This window comes from Halobellus inordinatus (assembly GCF_024464655.1).
In the GTDB taxonomy this organism is placed as follows: Archaea; Halobacteriota; Halobacteria; order Halobacteriales; family Haloferacaceae; genus Haloquadratum; species Haloquadratum inordinatus.
In genome coordinates this window covers 138460-162050 of sequence record NZ_JANHAV010000005.1, presented here as the reverse complement: position 1 = coordinate 162050, position 23591 = coordinate 138460, and the positions used below count along the sequence as shown (strand labels likewise).

22 protein-coding genes are annotated in these 23591 nt (G+C 62.1%); 10 read left to right on the top strand and 12 right to left on the bottom strand.

Annotation, left to right across the window (positions count from 1 at the left end):
• The first annotated feature begins 19 nt into the window (after window positions 1-19).
• The 3 genes from NO347_RS11120 to NO347_RS11110 all read left to right on the top strand — a co-directional run bounded on the left by NO347_RS11120 (window position 20) and on the right by NO347_RS11110 (window position 3570).
• Window positions 20-1312: an MFS transporter gene (locus NO347_RS11120; protein ID WP_256289657.1), complete on the top strand. Its 1293-nt coding sequence runs from the start codon at window positions 20-22 to the stop codon at window positions 1310-1312.
• Window positions 1313-1705: 393 nt separating this feature from the next.
• Complete coding sequence (locus tag NO347_RS11115) at window positions 1706-2560, top strand: hypothetical protein (RefSeq protein ID WP_256289656.1); 855 nt, start codon at window positions 1706-1708, stop codon at window positions 2558-2560.
• A 410-nt stretch (window positions 2561-2970) separates the two neighbouring features.
• Window positions 2971-3570, top strand: a complete 600-nt coding sequence (locus NO347_RS11110; RefSeq protein ID WP_256289655.1) for a DUF5789 family protein — start codon at window positions 2971-2973, stop codon at window positions 3568-3570.
• A 679-nt stretch (window positions 3571-4249) separates the two neighbouring features.
• On the opposite strand, the gene NO347_RS11105 is transcribed toward NO347_RS11110, so the two are convergent.
• The 5 genes from NO347_RS11105 to NO347_RS11085 form a co-directional block, all read right to left on the bottom strand.
• Window positions 4250-4612 carry a MarR family transcriptional regulator gene (locus NO347_RS11105; RefSeq protein ID WP_256289654.1) on the bottom strand — a complete coding sequence of 121 codons (363 nt, stop codon included), beginning with the start codon at window positions 4610-4612 and terminating at the stop codon, window positions 4250-4252.
• 676 nt (window positions 4613-5288) lie between these two features.
• Entirely contained in the window at window positions 5289-6671 is a 1383-nt protein-coding gene (locus NO347_RS11100) for an NAD(P)/FAD-dependent oxidoreductase (RefSeq protein ID WP_256289653.1), read from the bottom strand.
• 81 nt (window positions 6672-6752) lie between these two features.
• Window positions 6753-7076, bottom strand: a complete 324-nt coding sequence (locus NO347_RS11095) for a DUF7521 family protein (protein WP_256289652.1) — start codon at window positions 7074-7076, stop codon at window positions 6753-6755.
• Window positions 7076-7417, bottom strand: a complete 342-nt coding sequence (locus tag NO347_RS11090) for a winged helix-turn-helix domain-containing protein (RefSeq protein ID WP_121569356.1) — start codon at window positions 7415-7417, stop codon at window positions 7076-7078. The genes NO347_RS11095 and NO347_RS11090 overlap by 1 nt, the downstream gene beginning before the upstream one ends.
• Window positions 7418-7541: 124 nt before the next feature.
• Window positions 7542-8789: a hypothetical protein gene (locus NO347_RS11085; RefSeq protein ID WP_256289651.1), complete on the bottom strand. Its 1248-nt coding sequence runs from the start codon at window positions 8787-8789 to the stop codon at window positions 7542-7544.
• Between the two features lie 216 nt (window positions 8790-9005).
• Between NO347_RS11085 and NO347_RS11080 the strand changes: the two genes are divergently transcribed.
• Together NO347_RS11080 and NO347_RS11075 are read left to right on the top strand one after the other, a co-directional pair.
• On the top strand, window positions 9006-10949 hold the full coding sequence (locus tag NO347_RS11080; RefSeq protein ID WP_256289650.1) for a PAS domain S-box protein: 1944 nt from the start codon (window positions 9006-9008) through the stop codon (window positions 10947-10949).
• 99 nt (window positions 10950-11048) lie between these two features.
• Window positions 11049-11603, top strand: a complete 555-nt coding sequence (locus tag NO347_RS11075; protein WP_256289649.1) for a hypothetical protein — start codon at window positions 11049-11051, stop codon at window positions 11601-11603.
• 32 nt (window positions 11604-11635) lie between these two features.
• On the opposite strand, the gene NO347_RS11070 is transcribed toward NO347_RS11075, so the two are convergent.
• The 6 genes from NO347_RS11070 to NO347_RS11045 form a co-directional block, all read right to left on the bottom strand.
• Window positions 11636-12559, bottom strand: coding sequence for a sugar phosphate isomerase/epimerase family protein (locus NO347_RS11070; protein WP_256289648.1), 924 nt, complete (start codon window positions 12557-12559; stop codon window positions 11636-11638).
• A 240-nt stretch (window positions 12560-12799) separates the two neighbouring features.
• Window positions 12800-13114, bottom strand: coding sequence for a DUF7526 family protein (locus NO347_RS11065; RefSeq protein WP_256289647.1), 315 nt, complete (start codon window positions 13112-13114; stop codon window positions 12800-12802).
• A 193-nt stretch (window positions 13115-13307) separates the two neighbouring features.
• Window positions 13308-14156, bottom strand: a complete 849-nt coding sequence (locus tag NO347_RS11060; RefSeq protein ID WP_256289646.1) for a sugar phosphate isomerase/epimerase family protein — start codon at window positions 14154-14156, stop codon at window positions 13308-13310.
• A gap of 124 nt (window positions 14157-14280) precedes the next feature.
• On the bottom strand, window positions 14281-15219 hold the full coding sequence (locus tag NO347_RS11055; RefSeq protein ID WP_305148857.1) for a UbiA family prenyltransferase: 939 nt from the start codon (window positions 15217-15219) through the stop codon (window positions 14281-14283).
• A gap of 7 nt (window positions 15220-15226) precedes the next feature.
• Complete coding sequence (locus tag NO347_RS11050) at window positions 15227-16054, bottom strand: sugar phosphate isomerase/epimerase family protein (RefSeq protein WP_256289644.1); 828 nt, start codon at window positions 16052-16054, stop codon at window positions 15227-15229.
• Between the two features lie 6 nt (window positions 16055-16060).
• The gene (locus NO347_RS11045) at window positions 16061-16861 is read right to left on the bottom strand and encodes a TatD family hydrolase (RefSeq protein ID WP_425492378.1); all 801 of its coding nucleotides are present in this window, start codon (window positions 16859-16861) and stop codon (window positions 16061-16063) included.
• A 195-nt stretch (window positions 16862-17056) separates the two neighbouring features.
• Here NO347_RS11045 and NO347_RS11040 point away from each other — a divergent pair, with 195 nt between their 5' ends.
• Both NO347_RS11040 and NO347_RS11035 read left to right on the top strand, forming a co-directional pair.
• Window positions 17057-18265: an inositol-3-phosphate synthase gene (locus tag NO347_RS11040; RefSeq protein ID WP_256289643.1), complete on the top strand. Its 1209-nt coding sequence runs from the start codon at window positions 17057-17059 to the stop codon at window positions 18263-18265.
• Window positions 18262-19671: an alkaline phosphatase family protein gene (locus tag NO347_RS11035; protein ID WP_256289642.1), complete on the top strand. Its 1410-nt coding sequence runs from the start codon at window positions 18262-18264 to the stop codon at window positions 19669-19671. Before NO347_RS11040 ends, NO347_RS11035 begins: the two co-directional genes overlap by 4 nt.
• 69 nt (window positions 19672-19740) lie before the next feature.
• Here the strand turns inward: NO347_RS11035 and NO347_RS11030 are convergent, their stop codons facing one another.
• Window positions 19741-20406 carry a helix-turn-helix domain-containing protein gene (locus NO347_RS11030; protein ID WP_256289641.1) on the bottom strand — a complete coding sequence of 222 codons (666 nt, stop codon included), beginning with the start codon at window positions 20404-20406 and terminating at the stop codon, window positions 19741-19743.
• Window positions 20407-21338: 932 nt separating this feature from the next.
• Between NO347_RS11030 and NO347_RS11025 the strand changes: the two genes are divergently transcribed.
• From NO347_RS11025 to NO347_RS11015, 3 genes are all read left to right on the top strand, one after another.
• Window positions 21339-22613, top strand: a complete 1275-nt coding sequence (locus NO347_RS11025) for a right-handed parallel beta-helix repeat-containing protein (RefSeq protein ID WP_256289640.1) — start codon at window positions 21339-21341, stop codon at window positions 22611-22613.
• 139 nt (window positions 22614-22752) lie between these two features.
• On the top strand, window positions 22753-23061 hold the full coding sequence (locus NO347_RS11020; protein ID WP_305148856.1) for an AbrB/MazE/SpoVT family DNA-binding domain-containing protein: 309 nt from the start codon (window positions 22753-22755) through the stop codon (window positions 23059-23061).
• A complete protein-coding gene (locus tag NO347_RS11015; RefSeq protein ID WP_256289638.1) occupies window positions 23058-23498 on the top strand; it encodes a type II toxin-antitoxin system VapC family toxin in 441 nt (146 codons plus the stop codon). The genes NO347_RS11020 and NO347_RS11015 overlap by 4 nt, the downstream gene beginning before the upstream one ends.
• The last annotated feature ends 93 nt before the right edge of the window (window positions 23499-23591 follow it).

The window sequence follows — 23591 nt, the reverse complement described above, 5'->3', positions numbered from 1 at the left end:
CGTTCGACGGGAGTGATCTATGAGGACAGACACTGAACTCAAACAGGGTATCCGCGAACACCTCGGGCAGTTCTCGCTGCACGTCCTCCTAGTGTTCGCGACTGGGCTGACTATCGGGTCCGAACGGGCGGTCGTACCCGTTCTCGGCCGGGACGTGCTCGGCGTCGAGTCGCTGTTCGTGATCGGCTCGTTCGTCGTCTCGTTCGGCTTCGTCAAGGCGCTCCTCAACCTCTACGCCGGCAAGTGGGGCGGCGAGTACGGCCGCAAGCCCGTGCTCGTCCTCGGGTGGGTGACTGCGCTCCCGCTTCCCGTCATTCTCATCTTCGCGCCCAGTTGGGGCTGGATCACCGTCGGGAACGTCCTGCTGGGCATCAACCAGGCGCTGACCTGGAGTATGGCGATCAACGCCAAAATCGACATCGCGGGGCCGGATCAGCGCGGTCTCGCCGTCGGTATCGACGAGGCGTTCGGCTACACCGGCGTCGCCGTCGGTGCTTGGGTCACCGGCGTCATCGCGGCCCGGACGAGCCTCCGGCCAGAGCCGTTCTACTTCCTCGCAGCCGTCGTCGTGCTCGCGTTCCTCATCTCGATCTTCCTGATCAAAGAGACCGTCCAACTCGCAGAGGCGGAGGTCGACGACGAAGACCACCACGACGCGAACCTCCCGTTCGTCGACGTGCTGAAGCGCGCAACCTACGGCGACAAGACGCTGTTCGCGGCGGCACAGGCCGGCCACATCGAGAAGTTCGTCGATACGCTGTTCTGGCTCGCCGTCCCGCTGTATCTCACCAGCCAGGGGCTTGGAATCGCGGCAGTCGGGTTCGTCGTCGGCGTTCACAGCGCGATGTACTTCCTGCAGATTGCGACCGGCGGACTCGCCGACCGCATCGGCCGCCGGCCACCTGTCCTCGCCGGAATGTTCCTCACTGGGGCTGGCGTCCTCGGGATGGTTCTCGTCGAGGGCTATCTCCCGTGGACCGTGCTCTCTGGTGTGTCCGGCCTCGGAATGGCGTTGCTCTACCCGAATCTGATGACCGTTCCCGGCGACGCCGCCCATCCGACGTGGCGCGCGACCGGGATGGGCGTCTACCGTATGTGGCGCGACTCGGGCTATGGCGTCGGTGCAATCCTGATCGGGCTCTCGATGGAGTTCGTGAACGCCGAGGCGGCGTTCTACATCATCGCCGCTCTGATGTTCGTCTCCGGGGCGATCGTGTACGTCTGGATGGAAGAGACGCACCCCGACTTCGGAACCCACGAACCACCTGCGCCCGCACCTGAGCAGGCGGGCCAGACAGTTGCGCAAGACTAACGTTCGCGTTTGCAACGATCGTGCATCGATCACACGCTGTCGTGCGATCGCGCGTGAGGTGCAAACGGTACTGTCGCAACCGACAAACGCCTGGTAGATTCAGGAGTTAGTCGGTCCTGGCGGACGATAGTACCTCGGGGCGACGCGCTATTTTCGTCTGCCTCCCACGGTTCGACGCGATGGTACGGTGTCGATTCGGGAACCTTTATGATATATGTTAACGAATAACAATGAGGGATTGGTGTCGTATGAACCGACGTGTACCAGATCGCAAGCCGTCCGAGAGTAGCTTTGGCAGTCGACATTGCTTGAGCGTCCATCTTCGGCGGGGCGATTGTTTACCGGGGAAAACACTCTCCCCGAAATCGGATCAGAGAGTGGGTCGGATTACCGATGAAACTGACTGAACAGCCACGAGTACAGGTGTTGCTGGGGGACGCGCAGAATCGGGAGGACCAGGTCCTGCCTATCACTCGATGGGTCGCACGTCTCATCATCCCGTTTCTCGCCGCGGCATTTCTGGTTCTCTACGGGGAGCCAACTCGGACTGCTGAGTTCTTCGCGTGGACGATTCGGCCCGAGATGACACCGATCATAATGGGTGCTGGCTACGGAGCGGGCGTGTATTTTTTCTACCGAGTCGCCACCGTAGACGAGTGGCACAGGGTCGCTCCGGTGTTTCTCGGCATCGCCACGTTCACGTGGGCGATGGCCATCGCCACTGTCCTCCACTGGGAAAATTTCAACCACAGCCACCACACGTTCTACCTCTGGGTGATTCTCTACGCTGTCACGCCGGTGCTCGTCCCCGCGTTATGGGTACTTAATTGCCGGACTGACCCCAGAGAGGAGAGAGACAGTGGACCCGTTCTACCACGAGCAGTCCGAGTGCTGGGAGGTGGCCTCGGCGTCGTCGTCACCGTCAGTGCCGTCATCCTGTTTATCTTCCCCGACATAATGATTGGTGCGTGGCCGTGGGCAGTCTCCCCGCTGACGGCACGAATTCTTGCCGGCTGGTTCGCACTCTTCGGTGTCGTCAACGGGGTCGTCGTGCTCGACCTGCGCTGGAGTGCCGCCCGCATACTGGTCCAGAGCCAGATACTCGGGTTCACGATGGTACTGGTTGGTGTTGCCCGAGTCTGGCACAACTTCGACCCGTCGAATATGTTGACGTGGGGGGTCGTCGGGGGGATGACACTCTATCTGTGTGCTATTGTCGTCCTCTATCTGGGTATGGAACGGCGTTGATCGGCTCTGGGGTTCTCGTCCGTGGTGATGCACTCTCCTTGTGTGCGGCTGAGAATCCAAACACAGCGAGAGACACCCACTACGTGACAATACGTATGAATGATGGCTCCCATAGGGCCAGTCAACCATTCGTAATTGACTCTATTAGTATCTCCAAAATGTGCGCCCGGACCACTACCGGACGAGTTTCTACTAGTAGGTCCGGTGGAACTAAAATAGAACGTTTTGGGGGCTTTAAACCAGTAAATACGACACAGATGCCGAACTCTGGGATTGGAGACACGACTCTGTGATAATGTTGAACACGGGTGAACTTTGAGCCGTTAGTATCATCAATATGACAGTAAGGCGCTAGGAATTCCTGGTTCACCAGCCACAGGCCTATCCGACTAGAGAGCCTACAATCGAAGATGGCAGATGACAAGAACAGCCGAGAGGAGCAAGCGCGGGACACCGATAGACGTCAGCGAGAGCGCGACGTTGCCGCAGAACTAGAGCGGGGGGACGAACCGGAGCCACCGGTAGAGGCAGAAGAGTTCGGCGATCTTGAGTCGGAACTCGAATCAGTTGAATTCCCGGCAACGGGGGCCCAGCTCATCGCTGCCGCCGGCGACCTCAAGGTTGAATCGGCCGACGGGAGCTACACGATCGAAGAACTCTTGCCGGCGACGGACGAGGAGACGTTCGATTCGCCCGTTGCCGTCAGTGTTGCAGTCCAGCGGCCGACCGTCGCCGCGGCCATGAAACGGGTTGTAGAAGCCAGCGAGACGCTCCCGAACGCGGATCTCCGTTGGTCACAGCGCAAAGCCTACGAAATGACGTTCAAGGAGCTCAAAGCCATTGACGCCGATGACGACGATGAAGGGATCCAGGCCATTAGCGATTGGATTATCGAACGCATTCGAGACAAAGAAAAACTTCCGGGATCCCGTGCTGTACGGCGACAAGCGGCCAAGTTCTGCCGGGCAAAGGGGTACCAGATCCGCAACGATGAGTGGCTCGGGATATAGAGACAAACGATATGGAAGTGGCCCTGAAATCCGATAACCAGGAGTGAGCAATACGCGCGCTTTATTCAGCGTGGACATCCAAACCTGACAGACACACAGCACCCCCGGCAGACATTATTCCCGGCCCGTCATCATCGATTTTCCCGGGGATACGCCGATAATGGGGTTCTCTGTGGACTACTCTGTCCAGACAATAGACCCAGTTGAAACTAGTTGAATTATTTACAATTAATTCTAGTAGCATATAAGAATGTACGCCCGGGACACTACCGGGCGAAAATATACTAGTAGGCTCGGTGGAAGTATAATGAGTCGAGCACACGGTTTCCTGATCTACTCCGACAGCTCCCAAGACCCGTCAAGAACCGCTTTACTCTGAGTAATTATTTGATCGGTGAACTCCGTTGTGATGCATCCCTGTGGATTCGCTACGGCACGGTGTTTGACCGTTCCAATAACCCACGGAGAACAGTACGATGTCTTATCGGGGTTTCGGCCAGTAATCCACGCATCTCCGACCTCGTGGTTTGCCGGAAGGTCGCTTGTCGTGAGTGCAGCACAAACGTACTCCTCGCCGGGATACGGTAGCTGCTCTGCGGCCAGAACTAACCAGAGTCGAGGATTCGATCCCTGTCTGAAGGGATCGGGAGCCCAGAAGACGTCCCCCTTCTGATAGGTATCACTCACGCTGTTCACGCGGATCGGCCGCGTACTGCTGCCACTCGTCGTACTCGAACGGTGCTTCTTCGTGGCTTGCTGCGACTTCACTCGCATGAATCGTTGCGGCGTCAACGCTCCGGTCGTGATCACTGATTCGCCAGTACTGTCCTCTGTGGTCTACTCGCCCGCGTTCCCGAAGCCGAACCAGTGTCGGTCCGACCGAGCCACGCTTGACCTTGGTCGCCTCTGCGATCTCGGTTTGAGTGAACGCCTCGTGTGCATGCTCTTCGAGAAATTCGAGTATCCTGGCAGCATTCGTCTCGGGTCTTGGTTGTCCCTCGTCGTTATCGATCTCCTCGAACCGATCAGCACTGATTGGCATATGTGTGTACTGTTTTGTATTAGATGTACTAAAGGCTTCCCCGGATTCTCTCTCGCGTCCGTCTGTGGTCCAGAGGATCGCAGATGTTGATACCACGAAGCGTATTCTGATACCGATACGAATCGATCACCATCGGAGAAAAGCAACCCAGCAGTCATCGTTTTATGCTCTTCATCAGCAGCAATTTCCCAGCCTTACAGTAGTATACCAGTTTACTTCGGGAGACCGACCTCGACAAAAGATTGTAGCCGATGCTATATGCTATTTATAATACTTTTAGTAAGTAATTTAAGATGTACGCCCGGAACACTACCGGGCGAGTTTCTACTAGTTATGGTTCACCCGCGCGAGCGAATGTGAGCGCGAGGCCAAGGAAGGGGCGAAGCCCCTGACGCGGGCTTTTGGTCGAGCTTTTGCAAGCGAGCGGAGCGAGCGCTGCAAAAGGTCGATGTACGCCCGGAACACTAACGGCCGGCCTCATCCCGGGGCTGCGTGCCGCGTCGGCCGGGAAACCCTCGTGTCAGGCGGCCCGTCTTTGGGGCACGGACGTCCCATATGTCGCACACCCGGGTTCGCCGCCTCGTCATCGCTCCCGTGATGGGAGTACTCGGGCGGGGACTAAGGGTGCGCACCCGTATTACGAAGTCGACGCTCAAGGCCGTTCCGACTCAGCGCGCTACAGCGTGTATTCGGATTCGGTGAGTTGGACGTACTTGCCGTTGCGGAACGAGAACTTTGTGCGCTTGTAGGTCGTCACCAGTCGCGCGGCGCTGAAGCCCGCGCTGATGTTGCTCGTGTCGAACAGTCCGTAGCCCTCGCTGTTGTCGAGGAGTTTCCGGGCCGTCGAGAACGCCCAGTCCCAGTCGTCTGGGTCGTAATCGCGGACGACGTCAGCCATCGCGACGTTGCGGAGGATCTCGTCGCCGATGGCGTCCTTCCAGCGGTCGTTGTACGGCGAAAGATCCCCGGCGGCGGCGAGTTCGCCCGCGATCGCGCCGGTCCGGACGGCCGTGTGATCGCCGCCCTCGTGGAACGCCGAGGTCGACCCCATCGCGCCGCCGACGACGGCGATGCCCGCGTCGGTCGGCGAATCGATCGGCCGCGTCGAGGAGATGGCGTACGTCTCGGTCCCACCGGACTTCCCGCGGTCCTCGACGAGGGGGAAATCCTCCGCTATGTCGTACTCGTCGCCGTACTCTTGTTCGAGGAGCCGGCGGATGTACTCGCGGCCCTGCGGGATCCGGTCGTCCTCGGGCTCTAAGAGCGGGTAGTCTTCGGGGTTCGCCAGGTCGTCGAGTTCCATCCCGATCGGCATCGTCAGGCCGATCCGCGCGACGTTGTCGTCGTTCGGGAAAATCCACGGGTAGGCGGTGTGGCCCGGCATATACCCCCACCAGAACTTGATCGCGCCCGCGACCTCCTCGAAGACTTCCTCGGGGAGGCGACGGTGTTCCTGGTAGGCGATGTGGTTCGTCTCCCGCGTCGAGAGGCGCTCGGTGATGTCGAACGGGAGATACTCGTCGAGCACGCCGGTCGTGACCTGTCGCTGCGGGCCGTCGGCGAGGATCAGGAAGTCGGCGCCGATGGCGTCGCCGCTCGCGAGTTCGACGCGGTGCCGCGGTCCGCCGCCGGTGTGATCGCTCTCGACGCCCCGAACTGAGACGCCGACCCGATAAGACGCTCCGGCGTCTTCCGCGCGGCCGCGGAGGAAGTCGTCGAAGCGCGCCCGCTGCATACAGAATCCGAAGTTGTCGTACGACGATTCGATCCCGGTCGACCGCAGCGTGATCGACTCGTTGGGTCCGATGAACTCCGCTCGATCCAACTCGCCGAGGACGACGTCGTCGGGCATCTCGTCGGGGTGGATGCCCATTATGTCGACCCAGTAGTCGAGGATGCCCGCGGCGTCCGTCGAGTCCGGTCCCAGTCGGTCCGGCCGATCCGCGCGCGGAACCCCCTTTTCGAGGACTACCGCGGACGCGCCGGCCGACGCGGCGGCGTGTCCGGCGGCCGACCCCGCAGGACCCCCGCCGACGACTGCTACGTCGAATCGCTCCATATGGCTACAGCGACCCCGGTCCGGTATTATACTGTCGCTGTCGGGGGCGCAGAACAGATCCTGTCGAAGCGCGGGAGGTGGTCACCGCCCGGTCGCGATCTGAAGCGAGTAGGCGATACATACCAGTCCGACGACCTGGGTCGTCCGGACGAGCAGGCGGATCACGTTCTGAAAGCGGATCGGGAGGACGCGGAACGCGATCAGCCCTTGGCCGGCGACAGCGAGCGTGTACGTCAGCCCGAAGAGGAGAATCATTCCGACAGAGAGCCACCGCATCGAGCGCTCGTCGTTCCGGCGGAGGCCGCGATACGCCTGATACCCGATATAGAGACCGAGGAGCGCCGAGAGTGTCGCTGCAGCGCCCGCCAGCAGGCCGATCGGGGAGCCGAGTCCGGCGACAGACATCAGAGCTTCCCCCACAGCCGCGTCAGTTGGTCGGCGACGTCGTCGCTCTCGCGTTCGATCTCCCACGACAACTCGCCGTCGCGGATCGTGACCTCGAAACGGTCGAGCCGAGAGGCATAGACCGTCTCGTGGTGTCCGTCCGACCGCGGTCGGGTCCGCTCGCCGACGAGGTCGGCCTCTGTCAGGCGGTCGAGCCGACGGTAGATCGACGACGTCGAGAGTTCACAGCGCGCTGCGAGTTCGGTGGCCGAACGCGGCGTCTCGCTCGTCGCGACGAGGATCGACCGCACGTGCTCGTCGTCGAGCAGCGCGACGACGGTTGCGAGGTCCACGTCGGCCATCTCACCCTCACGTATCATCCGACTCCGGCATAGATTCTGGGTCTCATACTGGATCGTCTCTGCGGTTGGTTGTCGGTCGGCCGTGGAACGCGACGAACCGGCGCTCGGCGTCACGACAGCGACGCTAGTCATCGGTCTCACCCCGAACGTCGCGGCCGAAGAGTACGTGGAATCCGACGCCGCCGGTCGAATAGACGAGGCTCACACCGGTCGCCTCCGGATCATCGCTCAGATCGACGGTCGTCTCTGCACCGGCCGCAACCTCCCGAGTGCCGGTCCAGAGGTCGCGCTTTTCGATCTTCCCGGGCACAGACGGGCGATCGAGGTCGTAATAGAGCCTGTCGGCGGGGACCGATTCGCCGGCCTCGTGTCTAAACGTCACCGCGTCGGCGCCCGGATCGTAGGTCGCTCCCCACGTCACCTGCGGGAGGTCGTACTCGGGGGCGAGTTCGCGGTCGGAGCGAAGCGGGACCTGCGTCTCGACGGTCGCGACGCGCCCCTCGACCCGGACGTCGAACTCGTCGGCGCCGTCGACGAACCGGTAGTCGTCCTCGCGCAGTGCTGCTTCGAGAGCCGCGCTCGTCGGCGCCCGGCCGTCGGCGTAGTGATAGTGGACGACCTGATAGGCGGTGTCGTCGTCGAACCGAATCGCGTCGGCGAGCATCACCGGGCGGTCTGTCGGGTCGCGAACGCCCGTGTTGACGCCCAGATAGGGGTTGCCGCCCGCAGCCGCCGTGAGTCGATCGAAGGCGGCGTCGGCTTCGTGATACCGCTGTCGCTCGCCCGCTCCGGCATCGACGAGCGCTTCCAGGTTCGGGGCGTCGTGCTGGTACGCGCTCGTCCACACGATGGCGTCGTCGCCGATCGCGACCCGGCGGGGGACGTCAGACCGGACGAACGTCGCGTATCCGCGGTAGTCGCCGTCGCGTTCGTAGCCGGTGCCGGCGACGGTTCGTGTGACCTCGGCGCGGTCGAACGACGCCTCGACGACGACACCGAAGTTCGACCCGACGAATCGGTCGTAGTTCTCGAAGCCGATGCCGAAGGCGTCCAGTGCGGCTCTGGCGTGGGCCTGCCGTCCGACGAACTTTTCGGGAGCCTCCGGACGAAGCGCGGTCGAACCCAGCGCGGTGAAGTGGTACGGATCGGCCGAGGAGTCGACGCTCGACGGCGCCGGCAACCACTTTCGGTATCCGGGGTCGCCTGCTGGCGGGACGCCGACGCGGCCGTAGCGCTGATCGCCGCCGAGTGGCGGGAGACTGGACAGACAGCCAGCCGTCAGTGTCGAGAGGGACACCGCGAGTGCCGCGCCGCCGCCGGAGAGCAACTGCCGTCGCGTTCGATCGGTGGAGGGCCGAGAGTCGGGGGACATACTGCAGTCCGTCCGAGGGTCGGCTCATCCGTATAAACCCGACATCGACCGCGGAGGGGCGCAGGCCGTCGATGGATTTTTGTACAACTTCGCACTCCCCAGGGAATCGAACTTCCCGGTGGGACACCGGCCCCACTGAAACGAGGCGGAGTCTCGATTCTCCCTCTGCGGCTAGCCGTCATGCTTTTCTAACCACCGCGCTCACGGTGAAATAGTATGGATTCCGATTCGTATCGCGAGCGGCTCTACGACGTGTTCGCCGATCCGAATCGGGAGACTGAAGAGAAGATCACGCGCGCGCTCGAAATCGGATCCGCTTACCTCGACCTTCCTATCGGATTTCTTACTAGAATCGAAGATGGAATGCAGGAGATCGTCCAGGCGACGGGTGATCACCACCTCATCCAGCCGGGCGAACAGTGCCCACTCCGGGACGCCTACTGTAAGCGAACGATCGAACTCGAGAGCCCGTTCGCGACGCACGACGCGGCCGCGTCCTCTATCGACGAGCAAGCGATCCAGACGTTCGGGTTGGGCACGTACATCGGCGCCAAAGTCGTCGTGAACGACGAGATCTACGGTACGGTCTGCTTTGCCGCCGACGACGAGCGCGAGGAACCGTTCTCGGAAGCCGAGGAGGTCTTTCAGGAACTCCTGGCGAAACTCGTCAGTAGCGAACTGGAACGGGACGCCTACGAGCGCGAAATCGAGAAGCAAAACGGACGGTTGAGGCGTGAGAAGCGCCGGTTCGAGGGGATCGCCGAGACGAGCTTCGACATCCTGTTTCGGCTCGATCTCGACGCCAAATTCACCTACGTGTCCGCGGCCGTCGAGCGGATCTTGGGCTACGACCCCGACGAGTTGGTCGGCGAATCCTTCGTCGATTTTATGACGGAATCGTCGGCCGAGGAGGCGATGGCGGGCTACGTAGACGTCCTCGACGAACAGGGGGTCGCGCGGATGGAACTGGACTTCCTCGATCAGTCGGGTACTGTCGTCGTCATCGAGGTCAACGCGACGCCGGTGACGGGCGGAGGCAAGGTCGTCGGGATCCAGGGCGTCGGTCGGGACGTCACGGATCGGAAAGAGCGCGAGCAGGAACTACGCGTCAAAAACCGAGCGATGGAGGAGGCGCAGGTCGGTATCTCGATCGCGGACGTGCGCAAGCCGGACAACCCGCTCGTCTACGTGAACCGCGGGTTCGAGCGCGTAACGGGATATCCGGCCGCGGAGGCGACCGGCCAAAGCTGTCGGTTTCTCCAGGGGGAGGCGACGGACCCGGACGCGGTGAGTCGCCTCCGGTCGGCGATCGACGCGGGCGACCCGGTGACGGTGGAGCTCATCAACTACCGGAAGGACGGGACCCCCTTCTGGAATCAGGTCCGCCTCGCGCCCGTCGAAGACGACGGGGGGACGCTCTCGCACTATCTCGGGTTCCAGAACGACGTCACAGAGCGTAAGCGAACCGAGGAACTGATCCAACTCCTCAATCGGGTGCTCCGGCACAATCTGCGCAACGACCTGAACGCGATCCTGGGATGGAACGGCGAGCGACAGCGTTCGATGGAGACCGGGACCGACGCCGAAGACCGAATCCAGCACATCGCACAGGAACTGGTCGAGTTGTCCGATCGCGCCCGCGAACTGGAACAGTACGCACGCGGCGACCGTGACCCCCGGCGGCTCGCCCCCGACGCGCTCGTCGCGGCGGTCCTCGAAAGTCACCGAGACGCCTTCGCTGAGGCGACGATCGAACGAACGATCCGAACGAGTACAGATATCTGTGCCGGCCCGGAGCTACGGCGGGCCGTCTCGGAACTCGTCGAGAACGCCATCAAGCACGACCCGTCGCCTACTCCGCGGGTGGCGATCGACGTCGTCGACGACGGCGACTGGATCGAACTCACGGTCAGGGACGACGGCCCCGGAATCGACGAGATGGAAGCGGGAGTCATCGCCTCTGGTAACGAAACCGCACTGCAACACGGCTCGGGCTTGGGACTGTGGCTGGTCAACTGGATCGTGACGCGCTACGGCGGGTCGTTCCGGATCGGCGCCGCCGACGACGGTGGCACGACGGCGACGATCCGACTGCCCGGTATCGACGCGGACGAATCGGTGGCGTCAGTCGCCCGCCGGCCGACCGTGCTCTTCCGGTAGACGGGGCGGTCACGGCAGCGAACAGCAGACCGACCCGGGGGAGCTACGAGAGTGGCGTCGGGGACGGTTTTGATACTGTCCCGAAACGTCTGTGTACGTATGGCCCCCGACGCCGACCGCCCAGTCGAAGCGGGCAGTGGCCCGTCCGTGCCGGCGTACGGCCCTATCGACGCCGTCCTCGGATACGCGCTGTTCTACGTCGTCGTCGACCGCGTCACTCCGAGCGTCACTGCAGTCCTCGCGGACATCTTATCAGTCGCACCGTCGACTATCGGATTCGGGCTCGCAGCCGCGCTCTGGTTCGTGCTGGTCGTTACGGTGCTCGATCAGGCGCGGCGACAGTTGGCGGCGCTCGGCGTCGGGACGGCGGACGCAGTCCGTCACGAGGCAACACAGCGCGGCACGCTCTCGGAACCGCAAACGGAGTTCTATCTCGCAGCGCTGCTCGTCGGCGGGGTCGTCGCCGCCTGGACCTTCGATACCGCGATGACAACAATTCCCTCCCTCGTCCGGGTCGTTTCGACGGCCGATCCCGGTGGCTTCGTGATTCGGGCGTTCCTGGAGACGGCCGTCTTCTTCGTCGCGTTCGGAACCGCGACCCGGGCACTCGATCGATTGGTCGTGGGCGCGATCCGGCAGTGGCTCGCGGCGTGATCCCGCCCGCTGTGTGACCGCGAGATCGTCCCCTACTCGGCGTCTGCGAGGCGAACGTCGGGATCGTGGTTCTGGCCGAGGTGTTTGCGCAGGAACGCGGCCCCGTGATCGATCTTCGAGTCGGCGTCGACGTCGAGTTCGTTCTCGTAGACGATCCACTCGACGCCCGTGTCGCGAGCGGCGGCGAAGATCCGTTCCATATCGAGGACGCCCTCCCCGTGCGGCGCGTCTTCGAAGGCTCCGAAGCGTCCGGTGGGTGCAACGTCTCGCAGGTGCAGTAGTTCGAGTCGATCACCGAACATCGGAAACGCGGAGACGGGATCGAACCCGGCGGCACGGATCTCTCCGACCTCGACTTCGAAGAAGAGGTCCGTAGCCTCCGTCTGCGTGATCAGATTCCAGAGGCCGGTGTTGGTGGCTTTCGGCTGGCGACCCGCGCGGAGTGCACGACTGGCCGCCATCGTCGCGGCGTTCTCGACGCCGGGAGGCAACGGTGCTGCGTCCGTGATCGTCTCCACGACGTCCGGCAGCAGCGGCCAGAGGTAGTGCCGGACGTTGTGTATGCCGAGATCGATGCCGTGGTCGTCTAACGCCACCGAGGCGTCGCGGAGTCGCTGGGCGAGGGATTGAACCGCGTTCCGCGATCTGAGGTGTCCGAACGAGATGTGCGGCACGATCAATCGGTCACAGCCGATCGTCGAGCAGCGGTCGAGGAGGTCGTTTTCGCCTTCGAGGGCCGCTTCGACGAGCGGGAGTTCGGCGTGGACGCCGACAGGGACAGTCCCGGTCTCGCTGAGGGCGGCCGCGACCGCCTCTGGCGGTTCCTCCCGGAAGCGATGGGCGAATTCGACGCCCTCGTAGCCGGCCGCCGCGGCCCGGCGAACGATGTCCGGGAGCGAATCGTCGAGCGCTCGCACGCTGTAGAGTTGCAACGCTGGTCGAGGTATGTCGGTCACAGTTTCTGTAGTCCGCTGGCGCGTGTATTGTTATAGAACGCATATTTCCTCACTAATCGGCCAATCGCCGCGAGTTATGCCGCGTTCTACCGGCAGTGGAGTCGGAGGCGAGTAATGATAGCTATCGGAACCAACTCGGTTCGGTCTCTGGATCCCGCGATCGATCCTGACAACGAACACGCAGCTATTCGCGCTGCCGCGCGCTGCGACTATCAGGCCCCTACTATTTCGCGAACAGTATCAAGCCCGGTCAACGTCCATAGTGCCGGTTACCTCGTAGACACCGAATAGTTCCGTCTCTGTGATCTGTGCGGTTATCTCGTCGCCCTCGGTGATGTCCTCGTCTTCGACGTCCGCAACGACAGTGACCGCCTCGATTGGGTCTCGCCTCACGAACGCCCATATGAGTTCCAACAGCGAGGGATGGCCCCCGCGGCGACAGACCAGGACGCCACGCGATGCAGCCAGTTCCTCTAAGGCCGGTTCGAGATCGTGCTCGGTGAGTTCGTCTGGTGGAATGACACGCAGTACGTCGCCGTGAAACGTCTCTGACACAGCGGTAGTCTGTGGCGTAGCAGGAAGGTGATGTCGGTCGATATCCGAGTGCTGATGCTGTCTGCCAGACGTCCGTGACGTATTGCAGCACTCCAGAGTTGTCTCGGGAGCGCCGGACGTTGTTTTGCCAGTGGCCACTGACGTCCGCCGCAGGCCCGACAGGAAGCGAGAGTGATCTCAATAGTCCTGCACCTCAGCAGTATTGCACCAGTTCCTCGTACGCACGCTCGGCTGCCCGATCGGGCTCGTGCGGGTACGTGTACAGTTCGGCGGTGACGAACCCGTCGTAGCCGACGTCGTCCAGCGCGTCGAAGATGGCCCGGAAGTCGAGGTCGCCCTCGCCGGGGATCCGGTGGTAGTGTTTGCCCCGGCGGCCGCCGACGATGTCCTCTACGTGCACGCCGGTGATGTGGCCCGCGCTTCGGTGTATGGTCTCGGTGAGGTCCTCGCCGTACACGGCCGCGTGCCCGACGTCGAGGTTGACGCCCAGCGACTCGCGGCTGACGTCGTCTATCAGGGCTAACACCTCGTCGGTGCACTCGACGAGTAGTTCCGGTTCGAACTCGATGCCGACGTCGATGCCCCGCGGCTCTGCGTAGTCGAGGATCTCGTGGAGCGACGCGCGAAGTGTCTCTTGCGCCCGTTTCGGCGGGTTGCCCGCGAGCGGTCGGCCGGTCGCGAGACAGACCGCGGGCGACCCCACCGCCTCCGCGAGGTCGATGGCGCGGTGCGTGTACTCGATGCGCCACTCGCGGGCCGCTTCGTCGTCGGTGATGACGCTCGGCTCGAAGAACGCCGAGGGCGGCGCGTCGTCGTAGTAGCCCATCGCCGTGTTCGCGTTGACGTTCGCCACCGACAGATCGGTCTCCGCGAGGGCATCGCACAGCGCGCGCTCTTCGCGGCCGTCGAACGTCGGGAAGTAGGCGTGGGGCTCGTCGCCGAGAATCTCGACGCCAGCGTAGCCGTGATCGGCGATGCGCCGAACCGCCTCCGGAAGTCCGTATTCGGAATAGGCGTTCGTCGAGAAGGCCAACTCGACCATCACTGCCCCCCTCTGCGCCTGCCGGGGCGGCCGGCAGCTACGGTTCGTCGTCGGTGCGCCGTCGTCGATTCGAATCCGGCTCGGTGAATCGTGTGTCTCTGATGCATACGTGTCATCATCCTCCTTACGAGACGGCGAACAGTTGTGACAGTCCGACTGCGGGACCGACGAACGCGATCGCGACCAGCGCCCATCCGGCGCCAGCGACGGCCGCGACCGCCGCATCGAGCGGCACGAGCGCGAGCACGCACGTCCCGATGACCGGGCCGACCGTCTCCGGCGACGGGTCACGGTAGGCCCGTGCGAGCGCTCGTCCCGTCACGACGAGAAACGCGGCCGCGAGTACGATGCCGACGCCGGCAGCGAGTCCGTGGGCGGTGAGGCCGACAGTCGCGAGGAGGGTCACCGCGACCGTCCCGGCGACTCCGGCGGCGCCGCCAGCGATCACCACCGACCGTCGCGACGCCCCGGTCGTCTCCGTTGCGGCCACCAGCGTCACGCCCGCGACGTACGTGGCGAGCACGACCGGGATACCGAGCGCCCACAGGGGCAGCGACGCGACCGTCGCGTCTGTAGCCGTCGTCCCGAACAGGACGTTCAGTCCGCGCGCCGCGCCCATCGCTAGGAACCCCGCCGGTCCGCCCTTCAGCACGCCGTCGTACGCGACGACCGCCGTTGCGACCGCGAGTGCCCCGATTCCGGCAGTAGCGCCGGCTGCAGCGACTGCGAGGAGCACCGCACAGAGCAGCAACGCGGCTCCGAAAACACCGGCCGTCGGGCGCGATACTCGACCGGCAGGGATCGGTCGCTCCGGACATTCCTCCGCGTCGACGGGGGCGTCGAAAAAGTCGTTGAGGGCCGTCCCAGCGGCGTAGAGCAGCACCGAAGCGGCGGCCACGCCGGCGACGGCCGGGACCGTGGCCGTCCCGCCCGCGGCGACGGCGAGTGCGGCCCCGGCTATCACGTCCGGCGGCGCAGTGAAGAGGTTCGGAACGCGAACTAACTCGGCGTACGCGGCCACAGTGCGTCGAACCCGGCGTGTGCCGCGTCGAGAGTGAGCCATCGTCCGATCAGATCCACCCGTGCTCGTCGAGATACTCGTACGCCTCGCGCGCCGTCTCAGCCGCGGTCTCCTGATACGGGTATAGCTCGACGGTGACGAATCCATCGTAGCCCGTCTCCGCGACGGCTTCGAGAAAGCCGTCGATGTCCATCGCGCCGTCGCCCAGTTGGGTGTGCTCGTGCGTGCGGTCGGCCGGAATGTCCTCTACGTGGTAGTGGGGCGTCTGATCGACGACCCGGCCGACGGCCTCGGCGGGGTCCTCGCCGACGCAAAAGAGGTGTCCCGCATCGAAGTTGCAGCCGACCGCTTCCGAGTCGACACGGTCTGCGATGTCGAGATACTGGTCTGTCGTCTCGATCAGCAGGTCCGGCTCGGGTTCGATCAGCACGTCGACGTCGAGGGGTTCGGCGATCTGTACGATCGACCGCATACTCTCTCTGAACGTCTCCATCGCCCACTCGTAGGACCGGTCTGCAGGGACGGGGCCGCCCGGCTGGATCGAAATCGAGTCGGCTCCGATGGCGTCGGCCAGACGGAGCGACTCGTGCGTGTAGTCGATGCGCTGCTGGCGGTACCGGGGATCGGTCTCGACGTAGGAAGGGTGTTGAAAGCCCTCCGCAGTCATCATAAACGCGTTACAGTTGCTTATCTCGAGGCCCGTATCGTCGAGCACGTTCTCGACCGCGGCGATGTCCGCTTGGCCCGTGTCTGCGGGGTGAAGGTGCGACGCGCCGAGCAGGAGTTCCACCCCGTCGTACCCGATGTCGGCCAGAATCTCGACGGTTTCGAGCTGATCGTACGGCTGGAACGCGTTGGCTGAGAATGCAAATTGCATCGGCTCTCAGGGCTCGTAATCGAAGTTGGGCGACTGGTCGAAGAACGCGTATGGGTTCTCGAAGACGACCGTGCGGACCGCCTCGCGGTCCCAGCCGCGGTCGAGCATCTTGTCGCGGGCCTTCGGCACCGCCAGCGGGTCCGAGGGGTCCCAGTCGGCCGCGCTGTTGAGTATCATCCTGTCGGTGCCGTACTCCTCGAGCAGGTCGATGGCCTTCTCGTCCGCAATTTTGCCCGGATAGAGGGTGAATCCGATCCAGCAGTCGGTCTGCAGACTGGTGTCGATCGTGTTCTCGGTGTTGTGGTCGATGATGATCCGTTCCTCGGTGACGTCTTCTTCTTGGATCATCTCGACGAGCCGCTCGGTTCCCTCCGGCTTGTTCTCGTGGGGCGTGTGGACGATGACGGGGAGTTCGCGTTCCTCGGCCATCCGGAGCTGCTTGCGGAACGCGTACTCCTCGGCGTCCGTCCCCTGATCGAGCCCGATCTCGCCGACGCCGACCACGTTCTCGCGGTCGAGGAACTCGGGGAGCCGTTCCATCACTTCCTCGGCCATCTCGGGGTAGTTCGCCTCCTTTGGTTCGAGCCCGAGGGTGACGTAGTGGTCCATCCCGGCCGCGCGCTCGGCGCGCTCGGTCTCGAAGTCGGTGATGTGCTCGAAGTAGTCGAAGAACGAGCCCGCGTGACGTTTGTCTGTCCCGCTCCAGAACGCCGGTTCGATGCAGCACTCGATTCCCGCCCGCCGGGCTCGGCGGTAGTCTTCGCTTGACCGTGATACCATATGCATGTGGGGGTCGATCACGCGCATCGATTCAGCTATCAGGTAGTTCTCACTTCGTTATGAGTCTCTTACTACCGGCTGCAGAAACAGAAAAAACAGCGAATAGAAGGTCAAATAAGCGCTCTCAGGCCCGTTCGATCGAGTGTCGCCCTCCCAGCGGTACCTGTCTCGTTCAGGCGTGTCATAACAATGTCGCTAGTTCGACACGGAGTACCTACGCCAATGACAAGCACAGGTGTTTGGCTGACCGGCGCGCGCGGAAACGTCGCGACCACCGCGATAGCAGGCGCGCGAGCACTGGCCCGCGGCGAAACGGACACGACTGGCCTGGTGACGGCCCGGGAGCCGTACTCGCGACTGGCGCTCCCCGACGTCGGAGAGTTCGTCTTCGGCGGCCACGACATCAGAGAGCAGAGCCTCTTGGAGTCGGCGCGAAATCTCTCCGAGAACGGCGTCCCATCTCCGGAAATCGTCGACACAGTGGCCGAGGACCTCCGCCACATCGACAGACGGATCGAGACGGGAACGGCGCTGAACTGCGGGGCGGCCGTCGACGACCTCGCCGACAGGGGCTCGCTGGACGAACGGCTCCCGGTGGGCGAGGTCGTCGACCGCATCCGAGACGACTACCGGGCGTTCCGTCGGGAGCACGACCTCGATCGTGTGGTGGTGGTGAACGTCGCCTCGACCGAGCCGCCGCTGGAGGATCCGGACCGATACGACACGCTCGATGCGTTCGAGCGGGCGATCGCCGAAAACGACCGCGACCTCCCCGCGAGCGCACTCTACGCGTACGCCGCGATCGTCGACGGACACCCCTACGTCAACTTCACGCCGAGCACTGGCTCGGCACTCGGCGGCCTCCGGGAACTCGCCGACGATCGGAACGTTCCGCACACGGGACGGGACGCCAAGACGGGTGAGACTCTCGTGAAGTCGGCACTCGCGCCGATGTTCGGCGGGCGGAACCTCCACGTGCGGTCCTGGGAGGGCCACAACGTCCTCGGCAACGACGACGGTCAGGTCCTCGAAGACGAGGCCAACAAGGCCGGCAAATTGGCGAGCAAGGGAGGCGTGCTCGACTCCATCCTGCCCGATATCGAGCACAACCGGGTCCGCATCGACTACACACCGTCGCTGGGGGACTGGAAGACCGCCTGGGACTACGTCCACTTCGAGGGCTTCCTGAACACCGAAATGAAGATGCAGTTCACCTGGGAGGGCTCGGACTCGGCACTCGCCGCTCCGCTCGTGCTCGACCTCGTTCGCTTGCTCGCCCACGCCGACGAGCGCGGCGAAGGGGGGCTCCAGCGGCATCTCGCGTCGTTCTTCAAGGCCCCGATCGGCGTCGACGAACACGACCTCTCGCGACAGTTCGCGCTGCTCGACGCGTACGTCGACCGCCACTCGATGGAGGCGGCTGTCGAATGACCGTCTCCGACGGGCCGGCCGCGGACCGGCGCGTCGTCGTCCTCGACGTCGTCGGTCTCCAGTCTGACCACCTCGGCGGTGGCCACGCGCCGAACCTGACCGGGTTGCTCGACGAGGAGCACACGGCCGACCTCCGGCCTCCGTTTCCCGCAGTCACGGTCCCGGCCCAGACGACGCTCGCGACCGGACGCTCGCCAGCGGCCCACGGCGACGTGGCGAACGGCGAGTACGACCGCGACGCGGACGCGGTGGCCTTCTGGGAGCGCGACCGAGGTGACCGCACTCGGATTTGGGAAGCCGCCGCCGACGCCGGTCTCACCACCGGCGCGCTGTTCTTCCAGCACCTCGTCGGGACGAACGCCGACGTGTCGGTAACGCCGTCGCCGATCGAAGACGAGGACAACAACATACTCGAGATGAACTGCTGGACCAATCCTGACGGGTTGTACGACGATCTGGAGGCCGAGTACGGCCACTTCCCGCTCCACAACTACTGGGGGCCGGCCGCGAACGAGCGAAGCAGCGAGTGGATCCTGACCGCCGCGCGCGAGGCGATCGAACGGTTCGACCCCGACCTACTCTGGGTGTACGTCCCGCACCTCGACTACGACGCGCAGCGGCACGGCCCCGACGCGCCCGAGACCGACGCGGCGCTCGAAACTGTCGACGAACTCCTCGGTTCGTTTCTGTCGTTCCTCCGTGCGGACGAGCGCTGGCAGGAGACAGTCGTGAACGTCGTCAGCGAGTACGGGTTCCACTCGGTCGATACGCCGGTGTTCCCCAACCGCGCGCTTCGACAAGCGGGGCTACTTTCGGTGACCGACGACGGCCACGGCGGCGAGGAGGTCGATCTCTCACGCTCGGCAGCCTTCGCGATGGTCGACCACCAAGTCGCGCACGTGTACGCCGACGCTGACGTGGTCGCCGCCGCCCGCGAGACGTTCGAAGCGCTCGACGGCGTGGCCCAGATGCTGGACGATGACGGAACGGCGGCGCGGGGTATCGACCATCCGAACGCGGGCGACCTCGTGTTAGTCGCCGAACCAGACGCCTGGTTCCAGTATTACTGGTGGGACGCCAACGAGGCGGCCCCATCGTACGCCACGGATATGGACATCCACGCCAAGCCCGGCTTCGACCCCTGCGAGCTCTTCGTCGGCGATGCTGGACTGGCCTCGCTCGACCCGACACAGATCGGCGGCTCACACGGCCGCGTCGACGAGGAGACGCGAGGAGTGTACGGGCTCGGCGGCCCTGCCGCTCCGGAGACGTTGTCACCCGACGGACCGGTCGACGCGCGGGCCGTGGCGCCGACGATCGCGACGCTTCTCGGGGTCGAAGGGCGGCTGGAGATGGACTTCGAGGCGGCATCGCTGCTGTCTGGCGTGCGGTCGACTTCGGACTGACGCGTAGCAAGCTGACCGCAGGGCCTACTGTCAGAGACGGTAGGTGGTCAGTGCGTTTTGAGACGTTGATCAATCTGATACGTCACTGTCATCCACCAGAGACGATACGACGAGTCGCTTGGTTCCACGCCGAAGAAGACCGCTGGCGGCGGGTTGTGAGATGTCCAGATCAGCGGCGACCTCGCTGAGCGTTGCGTTCCGTGGTTCTTCGAAATACCCTGTCTCCAATGCAACGAGCAGTGCTTCTCGTTGGCTATCGGTCAACCCCGCGTCTTTGGTGCCCAAACTATCGTATTCGTTCACGCGCAGTAAGTCGATGTCGATGTCGTGCTGTTGTGCATAGTTCCAGAGATGGGTCAGGTTCGTTCGTTCGGGCACCCATATCGTGAATATCCACGCCCTTCCCTCGTTCTCCATTTCGAGTGTGACACCATTCGCGGTCGAAATAACCGACGAGAGGATTTTCGCTTCGTCCGTGTACTCGAAGCTATAGATGGCTTCCTCGTCTCTGGTTTCGATAACGCGTTCGAATTCGCCGACGGTGTTATCGCTCCGCAATCCTTCCTCAAACCGCGAGAAGTCCGAGGACTCGATACGATAGAAGAACTTCCCCGATGTGGGATCAGTTCCCGCCTCTGACACCGATTTGACTTTCGCGCTTCGGTCGTGGTTGACTGTCTCTGTGAGCACTATGTCAGGGTGCTCGACTCTGACGACCGCTTTAATATCGGCCATTGTTCTGTAGCTGCGTATTTGTTGTATGGTTCTGCAATCAATGAGTTTTGAGATATCCGACGAAGATGTACACTGCGATGTTTGCTATCGGAGTCGTAGTTGTGGGCGTGTGGTGTGTTAAGTGAGTCGGTTAGTCAAGGTGGGTTGACACGATAAATACTGTCTCGAGTGCCTACTCCTCGTACACGGTAGTCAGAATATGAGTCCCACTCAGAACTCGATCCAATCTACCTGGACCGGGTGGTTCACCGCATTCATTCGCAGCTACGCCGGCGTTTCGACGCCGTGGCTGAACAACTTCGCCCAGATACGCTCAATCCGACCGGCGACGGACATTGAGGGGGATCCGGCGGGGAGATAGAAGTTCGGTTCGGTCTCTCTGCCTCGATCGTCGGTAGGGTTTCTCTTCGTCATACAATTGAATGAAGGGCCCGTAACCGCATTGTTCTGTAGCTTAACGGTATAACCGATTTATACCGGGGTAGAAGGGTGTGTCCTGACGGGTGGCCGACGAATCGGCTGCTCTCACGTGGGCACATAGGATGTAACGAGTCAATCGCGAAAACAGCGGTTCGGAGGTTACTTCTCAAACAGACTGCGGCGCAATGTCAAACTGGGACGAGCAGCTAACATCGCTTGGACTCTTTCGACATTCCCATAGGTCGTGCAGTAGTCGCAACGTCCCAGAACTCTCTGCTGGGTTAGTGTCTCCTGATTTACAGTAACGATGTGCGACATAACCTCGGATCGTATAATATAGACAATGAATGAATATTATATTTTATTTGTGGGAGGAGAAAGTAATCAGATTGAGTCTGAGTGATCTAGTTATCTTCAACTTTCTTGGTTATACTCTGCATTTGGTTTATACTTGTCAAGGTATATCAACAAAGTTCACGATTATATATTCGAGAATGAGGAGCTGACTGCCTATGGCTGAAAAAGACAATTCGACAACGAAGGCGTTCGGCCGCAGAGAGACACTGAAAACACTAGCAATCGGCACAGTCAGTGTTTCCGGATTAACTGGTACTGCACTCGCGAGTCCCGGCAATGGGAAGGGGAAAGGAAACGGAAATTGTGATATTACTGTTCCAGACGATTACGCCTCGATCCAGGACGCGATCGGATCTGCCTCGTCGAGTGATACGATCTGCATCGACGGAGGAACCTATGCCGAGCAGCTCGTAATTAACAAATCACTGAATTTGAAAGCCGTGGAGGGAACGACTCCGACGATCAAGCCCGGAACATCAAAGGAGAGTTTCACGATCGCGGAGAGCGGCCCAACGTGGGAGCCGATGGTTTTCGCGTTCGGCGGGACAGTGGATTCGGGGGATGTCAGCGGAGCCGGCACTATTGACGTCGACATCGAGGGGTTGACCCTGGATGGTCAGTCAGAACAGCCCGATGCAAGACGCAAACCCGCAGTGCTGTATCGGAACGCGTCCGGCACCATCGACTCAAACACTATCAAAAACGTCGGTGTTGGCGGGAAAGAGACGTTCGGAATCCTCGCTTACGGTGACTCCGACGTTCAGATAACTGGAAACATTGTCCGAGATTACGAGAGGGGCGGCATCGGCGCAAACGGTGACGGAGGCGCTCACCCGTCACCAACGGCCAAAGTCCGAAATAACACGGTTGAAACCTCAGGCGATATTGGTGAGGCTTGGGGTCCGAATGGAATCCAAATTGGCTTCGGAGCTGAGGGACTCGTCCATCAGAACGAGGTCACTGGGAACAGGTACAGCGACGAGGGACCTGTTGCCGCCGGCATCCTCATATTCGAAAGCGATGGTGTGAGTGTTAAACAGAACACTGTCAAGGATGCTGATATCGGCCTATCGTGCGGTTCGTGGGGATGGTTCAACGCATCTGCTGATAAAAACCAATTCACCAACAACGAGGTGGAGAAGGTGGAATACGGGGCTCTGCTTGAGTCAGTGACCGAACCGTATGGAGGAGCGCTAACCCAGATGGACGCATCCGTCAGCAACAACAAAGTGGTCAACAACACCCTCAAAGGCGAAACCGACCCAGAAGGGCAGATCGGCGTCGCTGTACACAAGGAAAACAACGATACGAGCAGTGAGTATGAACCCGTGGCGGAGAACAACAAATTAATTCGAAACTCGATCTCCAACTTCGAAACCGAACTCGAAGACGAAGGTACGAGTACAAAGGTGGCACCGTTCAAGCCCTGACTGTCAGCTTCCACGGGACGGCATTCTTTTTCGAAGCTCGTGCCGGTTGTGTGGACCCGTACGTCGCGGAGATGTCCGGAGTTCCGAATCTCATCGGCGACACGCTTAGTAATACACGAAGAATATAGTACAACAAATAATGTCGAGTAATACCCAAGCTAAGCAAGTGATACAAGTCTCGCAGAAAGGGCAAGCAACGATTCCGAAAGCGCTGCGTGAGAAGTTCGGCATCGAAACGCCGGGAGAAGTATTCGTCTACGAAGAGGAGGGACGCATCGTCATCGAGCCTGTTCCCTCGGTTGAGGAACTCCACGGCATCCACGCCGGTGAGCACGAGCCTGGTGAGGTGCTGGACAAAGTGCGCGAGCACAAAGACGAAGAACGCCGCCGCGAAGATGAGCGCGCTGAACGGCTTCGTCCGTCTGCGGACGAGGACGTCGACGAATGAGTTCGGGCTACGTTTTCGACACCGAGGCTATCATCGCGTTCCTCTACAGTGAGCCCGGCCACGATACTGTCGCCGATCTACTGACCGATGTTTTTGCGGGAGGTGTGCCGGGTCGGATCGCCGAGGCGAACGCCAGCGAGATCTTCTATCTCATCGCGCGCTTCGAGGGGACGGATGAGGGGAAGCCAACGAAAGAATCCCTTCGGGAATCCGACCGCGATCTCCGTACCCTGGAACGTCGCGGTCTGCAAATTGATCGGGCGGATTGGCGGGTCGCCGGTGAAATCAAAGCCGATGGCCACATCTCTCTCGCGGACGCTCACACCGTGACGCTCGCACACGAGCAGAACGCAACACTGGTCGTCGGCGCAGACGACGACTTCGACAACCTCCCCGTCACAGTGGACCTACTGCAGTTTCGAAACGATAGCGTTTGACGTCTGCTGAATATCTCGCTTGCATCTCCACCTCGCAAGCGACCTGCTCCAAGCGATCGCGCAAGAAGAGTCGCGGATCGATCACGGGGGGTC

What these genes read in the sequence shown, in the direction of transcription:
- NO347_RS11025 (WP_256289640.1), top strand. Translation starts at nt 21,339, where the DNA reads ATGGCTGAAAAAGACAATTCGACAACGAAGGCGTTCGGCCGCAGAGAG.
- NO347_RS11080 (WP_256289650.1), top strand. Translation starts at nt 9,006, where the DNA reads ATGGATTCCGATTCGTATCGCGAGCGGCTCTACGACGTGTTCGCCGAT.
- NO347_RS11020 (WP_305148856.1), top strand. Translation starts at nt 22,753, where the DNA reads ATGTCGAGTAATACCCAAGCTAAGCAAGTGATACAAGTCTCGCAGAAA.
- NO347_RS11105 (WP_256289654.1), bottom strand. Translation starts at nt 4,612, where the DNA reads ATGCCAATCAGTGCTGATCGGTTCGAGGAGATCGATAACGACGAGGGA.
- NO347_RS11115 (WP_256289656.1), top strand. Translation starts at nt 1,706, where the DNA reads ATGAAACTGACTGAACAGCCACGAGTACAGGTGTTGCTGGGGGACGCG.
- NO347_RS11100 (WP_256289653.1), bottom strand. Translation starts at nt 6,671, where the DNA reads ATGGAGCGATTCGACGTAGCAGTCGTCGGCGGGGGTCCTGCGGGGTCG.
- NO347_RS11090 (WP_121569356.1), bottom strand. Translation starts at nt 7,417, where the DNA reads ATGGCCGACGTGGACCTCGCAACCGTCGTCGCGCTGCTCGACGACGAG.
- NO347_RS11050 (WP_256289644.1), bottom strand. Translation starts at nt 16,054, where the DNA reads ATGCAATTTGCATTCTCAGCCAACGCGTTCCAGCCGTACGATCAGCTC.
- NO347_RS11015 (WP_256289638.1), top strand. Translation starts at nt 23,058, where the DNA reads ATGAGTTCGGGCTACGTTTTCGACACCGAGGCTATCATCGCGTTCCTC.
- NO347_RS11095 (WP_256289652.1), bottom strand. Translation starts at nt 7,076, where the DNA reads ATGTCTGTCGCCGGACTCGGCTCCCCGATCGGCCTGCTGGCGGGCGCT.
- NO347_RS11055 (WP_305148857.1), bottom strand. Translation starts at nt 15,219, where the DNA reads ATGGCTCACTCTCGACGCGGCACACGCCGGGTTCGACGCACTGTGGCC.
- NO347_RS11045 (WP_425492378.1), bottom strand. Translation starts at nt 16,861, where the DNA reads ATGCGCGTGATCGACCCCCACATGCATATGGTATCACGGTCAAGCGAA.
- NO347_RS11030 (WP_256289641.1), bottom strand. Translation starts at nt 20,406, where the DNA reads ATGGCCGATATTAAAGCGGTCGTCAGAGTCGAGCACCCTGACATAGTG.
- NO347_RS11075 (WP_256289649.1), top strand. Translation starts at nt 11,049, where the DNA reads ATGGCCCCCGACGCCGACCGCCCAGTCGAAGCGGGCAGTGGCCCGTCC.
- NO347_RS11120 (WP_256289657.1), top strand. Translation starts at nt 20, where the DNA reads ATGAGGACAGACACTGAACTCAAACAGGGTATCCGCGAACACCTCGGG.
- NO347_RS11040 (WP_256289643.1), top strand. Translation starts at nt 17,057, where the DNA reads ATGACAAGCACAGGTGTTTGGCTGACCGGCGCGCGCGGAAACGTCGCG.
- NO347_RS11085 (WP_256289651.1), bottom strand. Translation starts at nt 8,789, where the DNA reads ATGTCCCCCGACTCTCGGCCCTCCACCGATCGAACGCGACGGCAGTTG.
- NO347_RS11035 (WP_256289642.1), top strand. Translation starts at nt 18,262, where the DNA reads ATGACCGTCTCCGACGGGCCGGCCGCGGACCGGCGCGTCGTCGTCCTC.
- NO347_RS11060 (WP_256289646.1), bottom strand. Translation starts at nt 14,156, where the DNA reads ATGGTCGAGTTGGCCTTCTCGACGAACGCCTATTCCGAATACGGACTT.
- NO347_RS11110 (WP_256289655.1), top strand. Translation starts at nt 2,971, where the DNA reads ATGGCAGATGACAAGAACAGCCGAGAGGAGCAAGCGCGGGACACCGAT.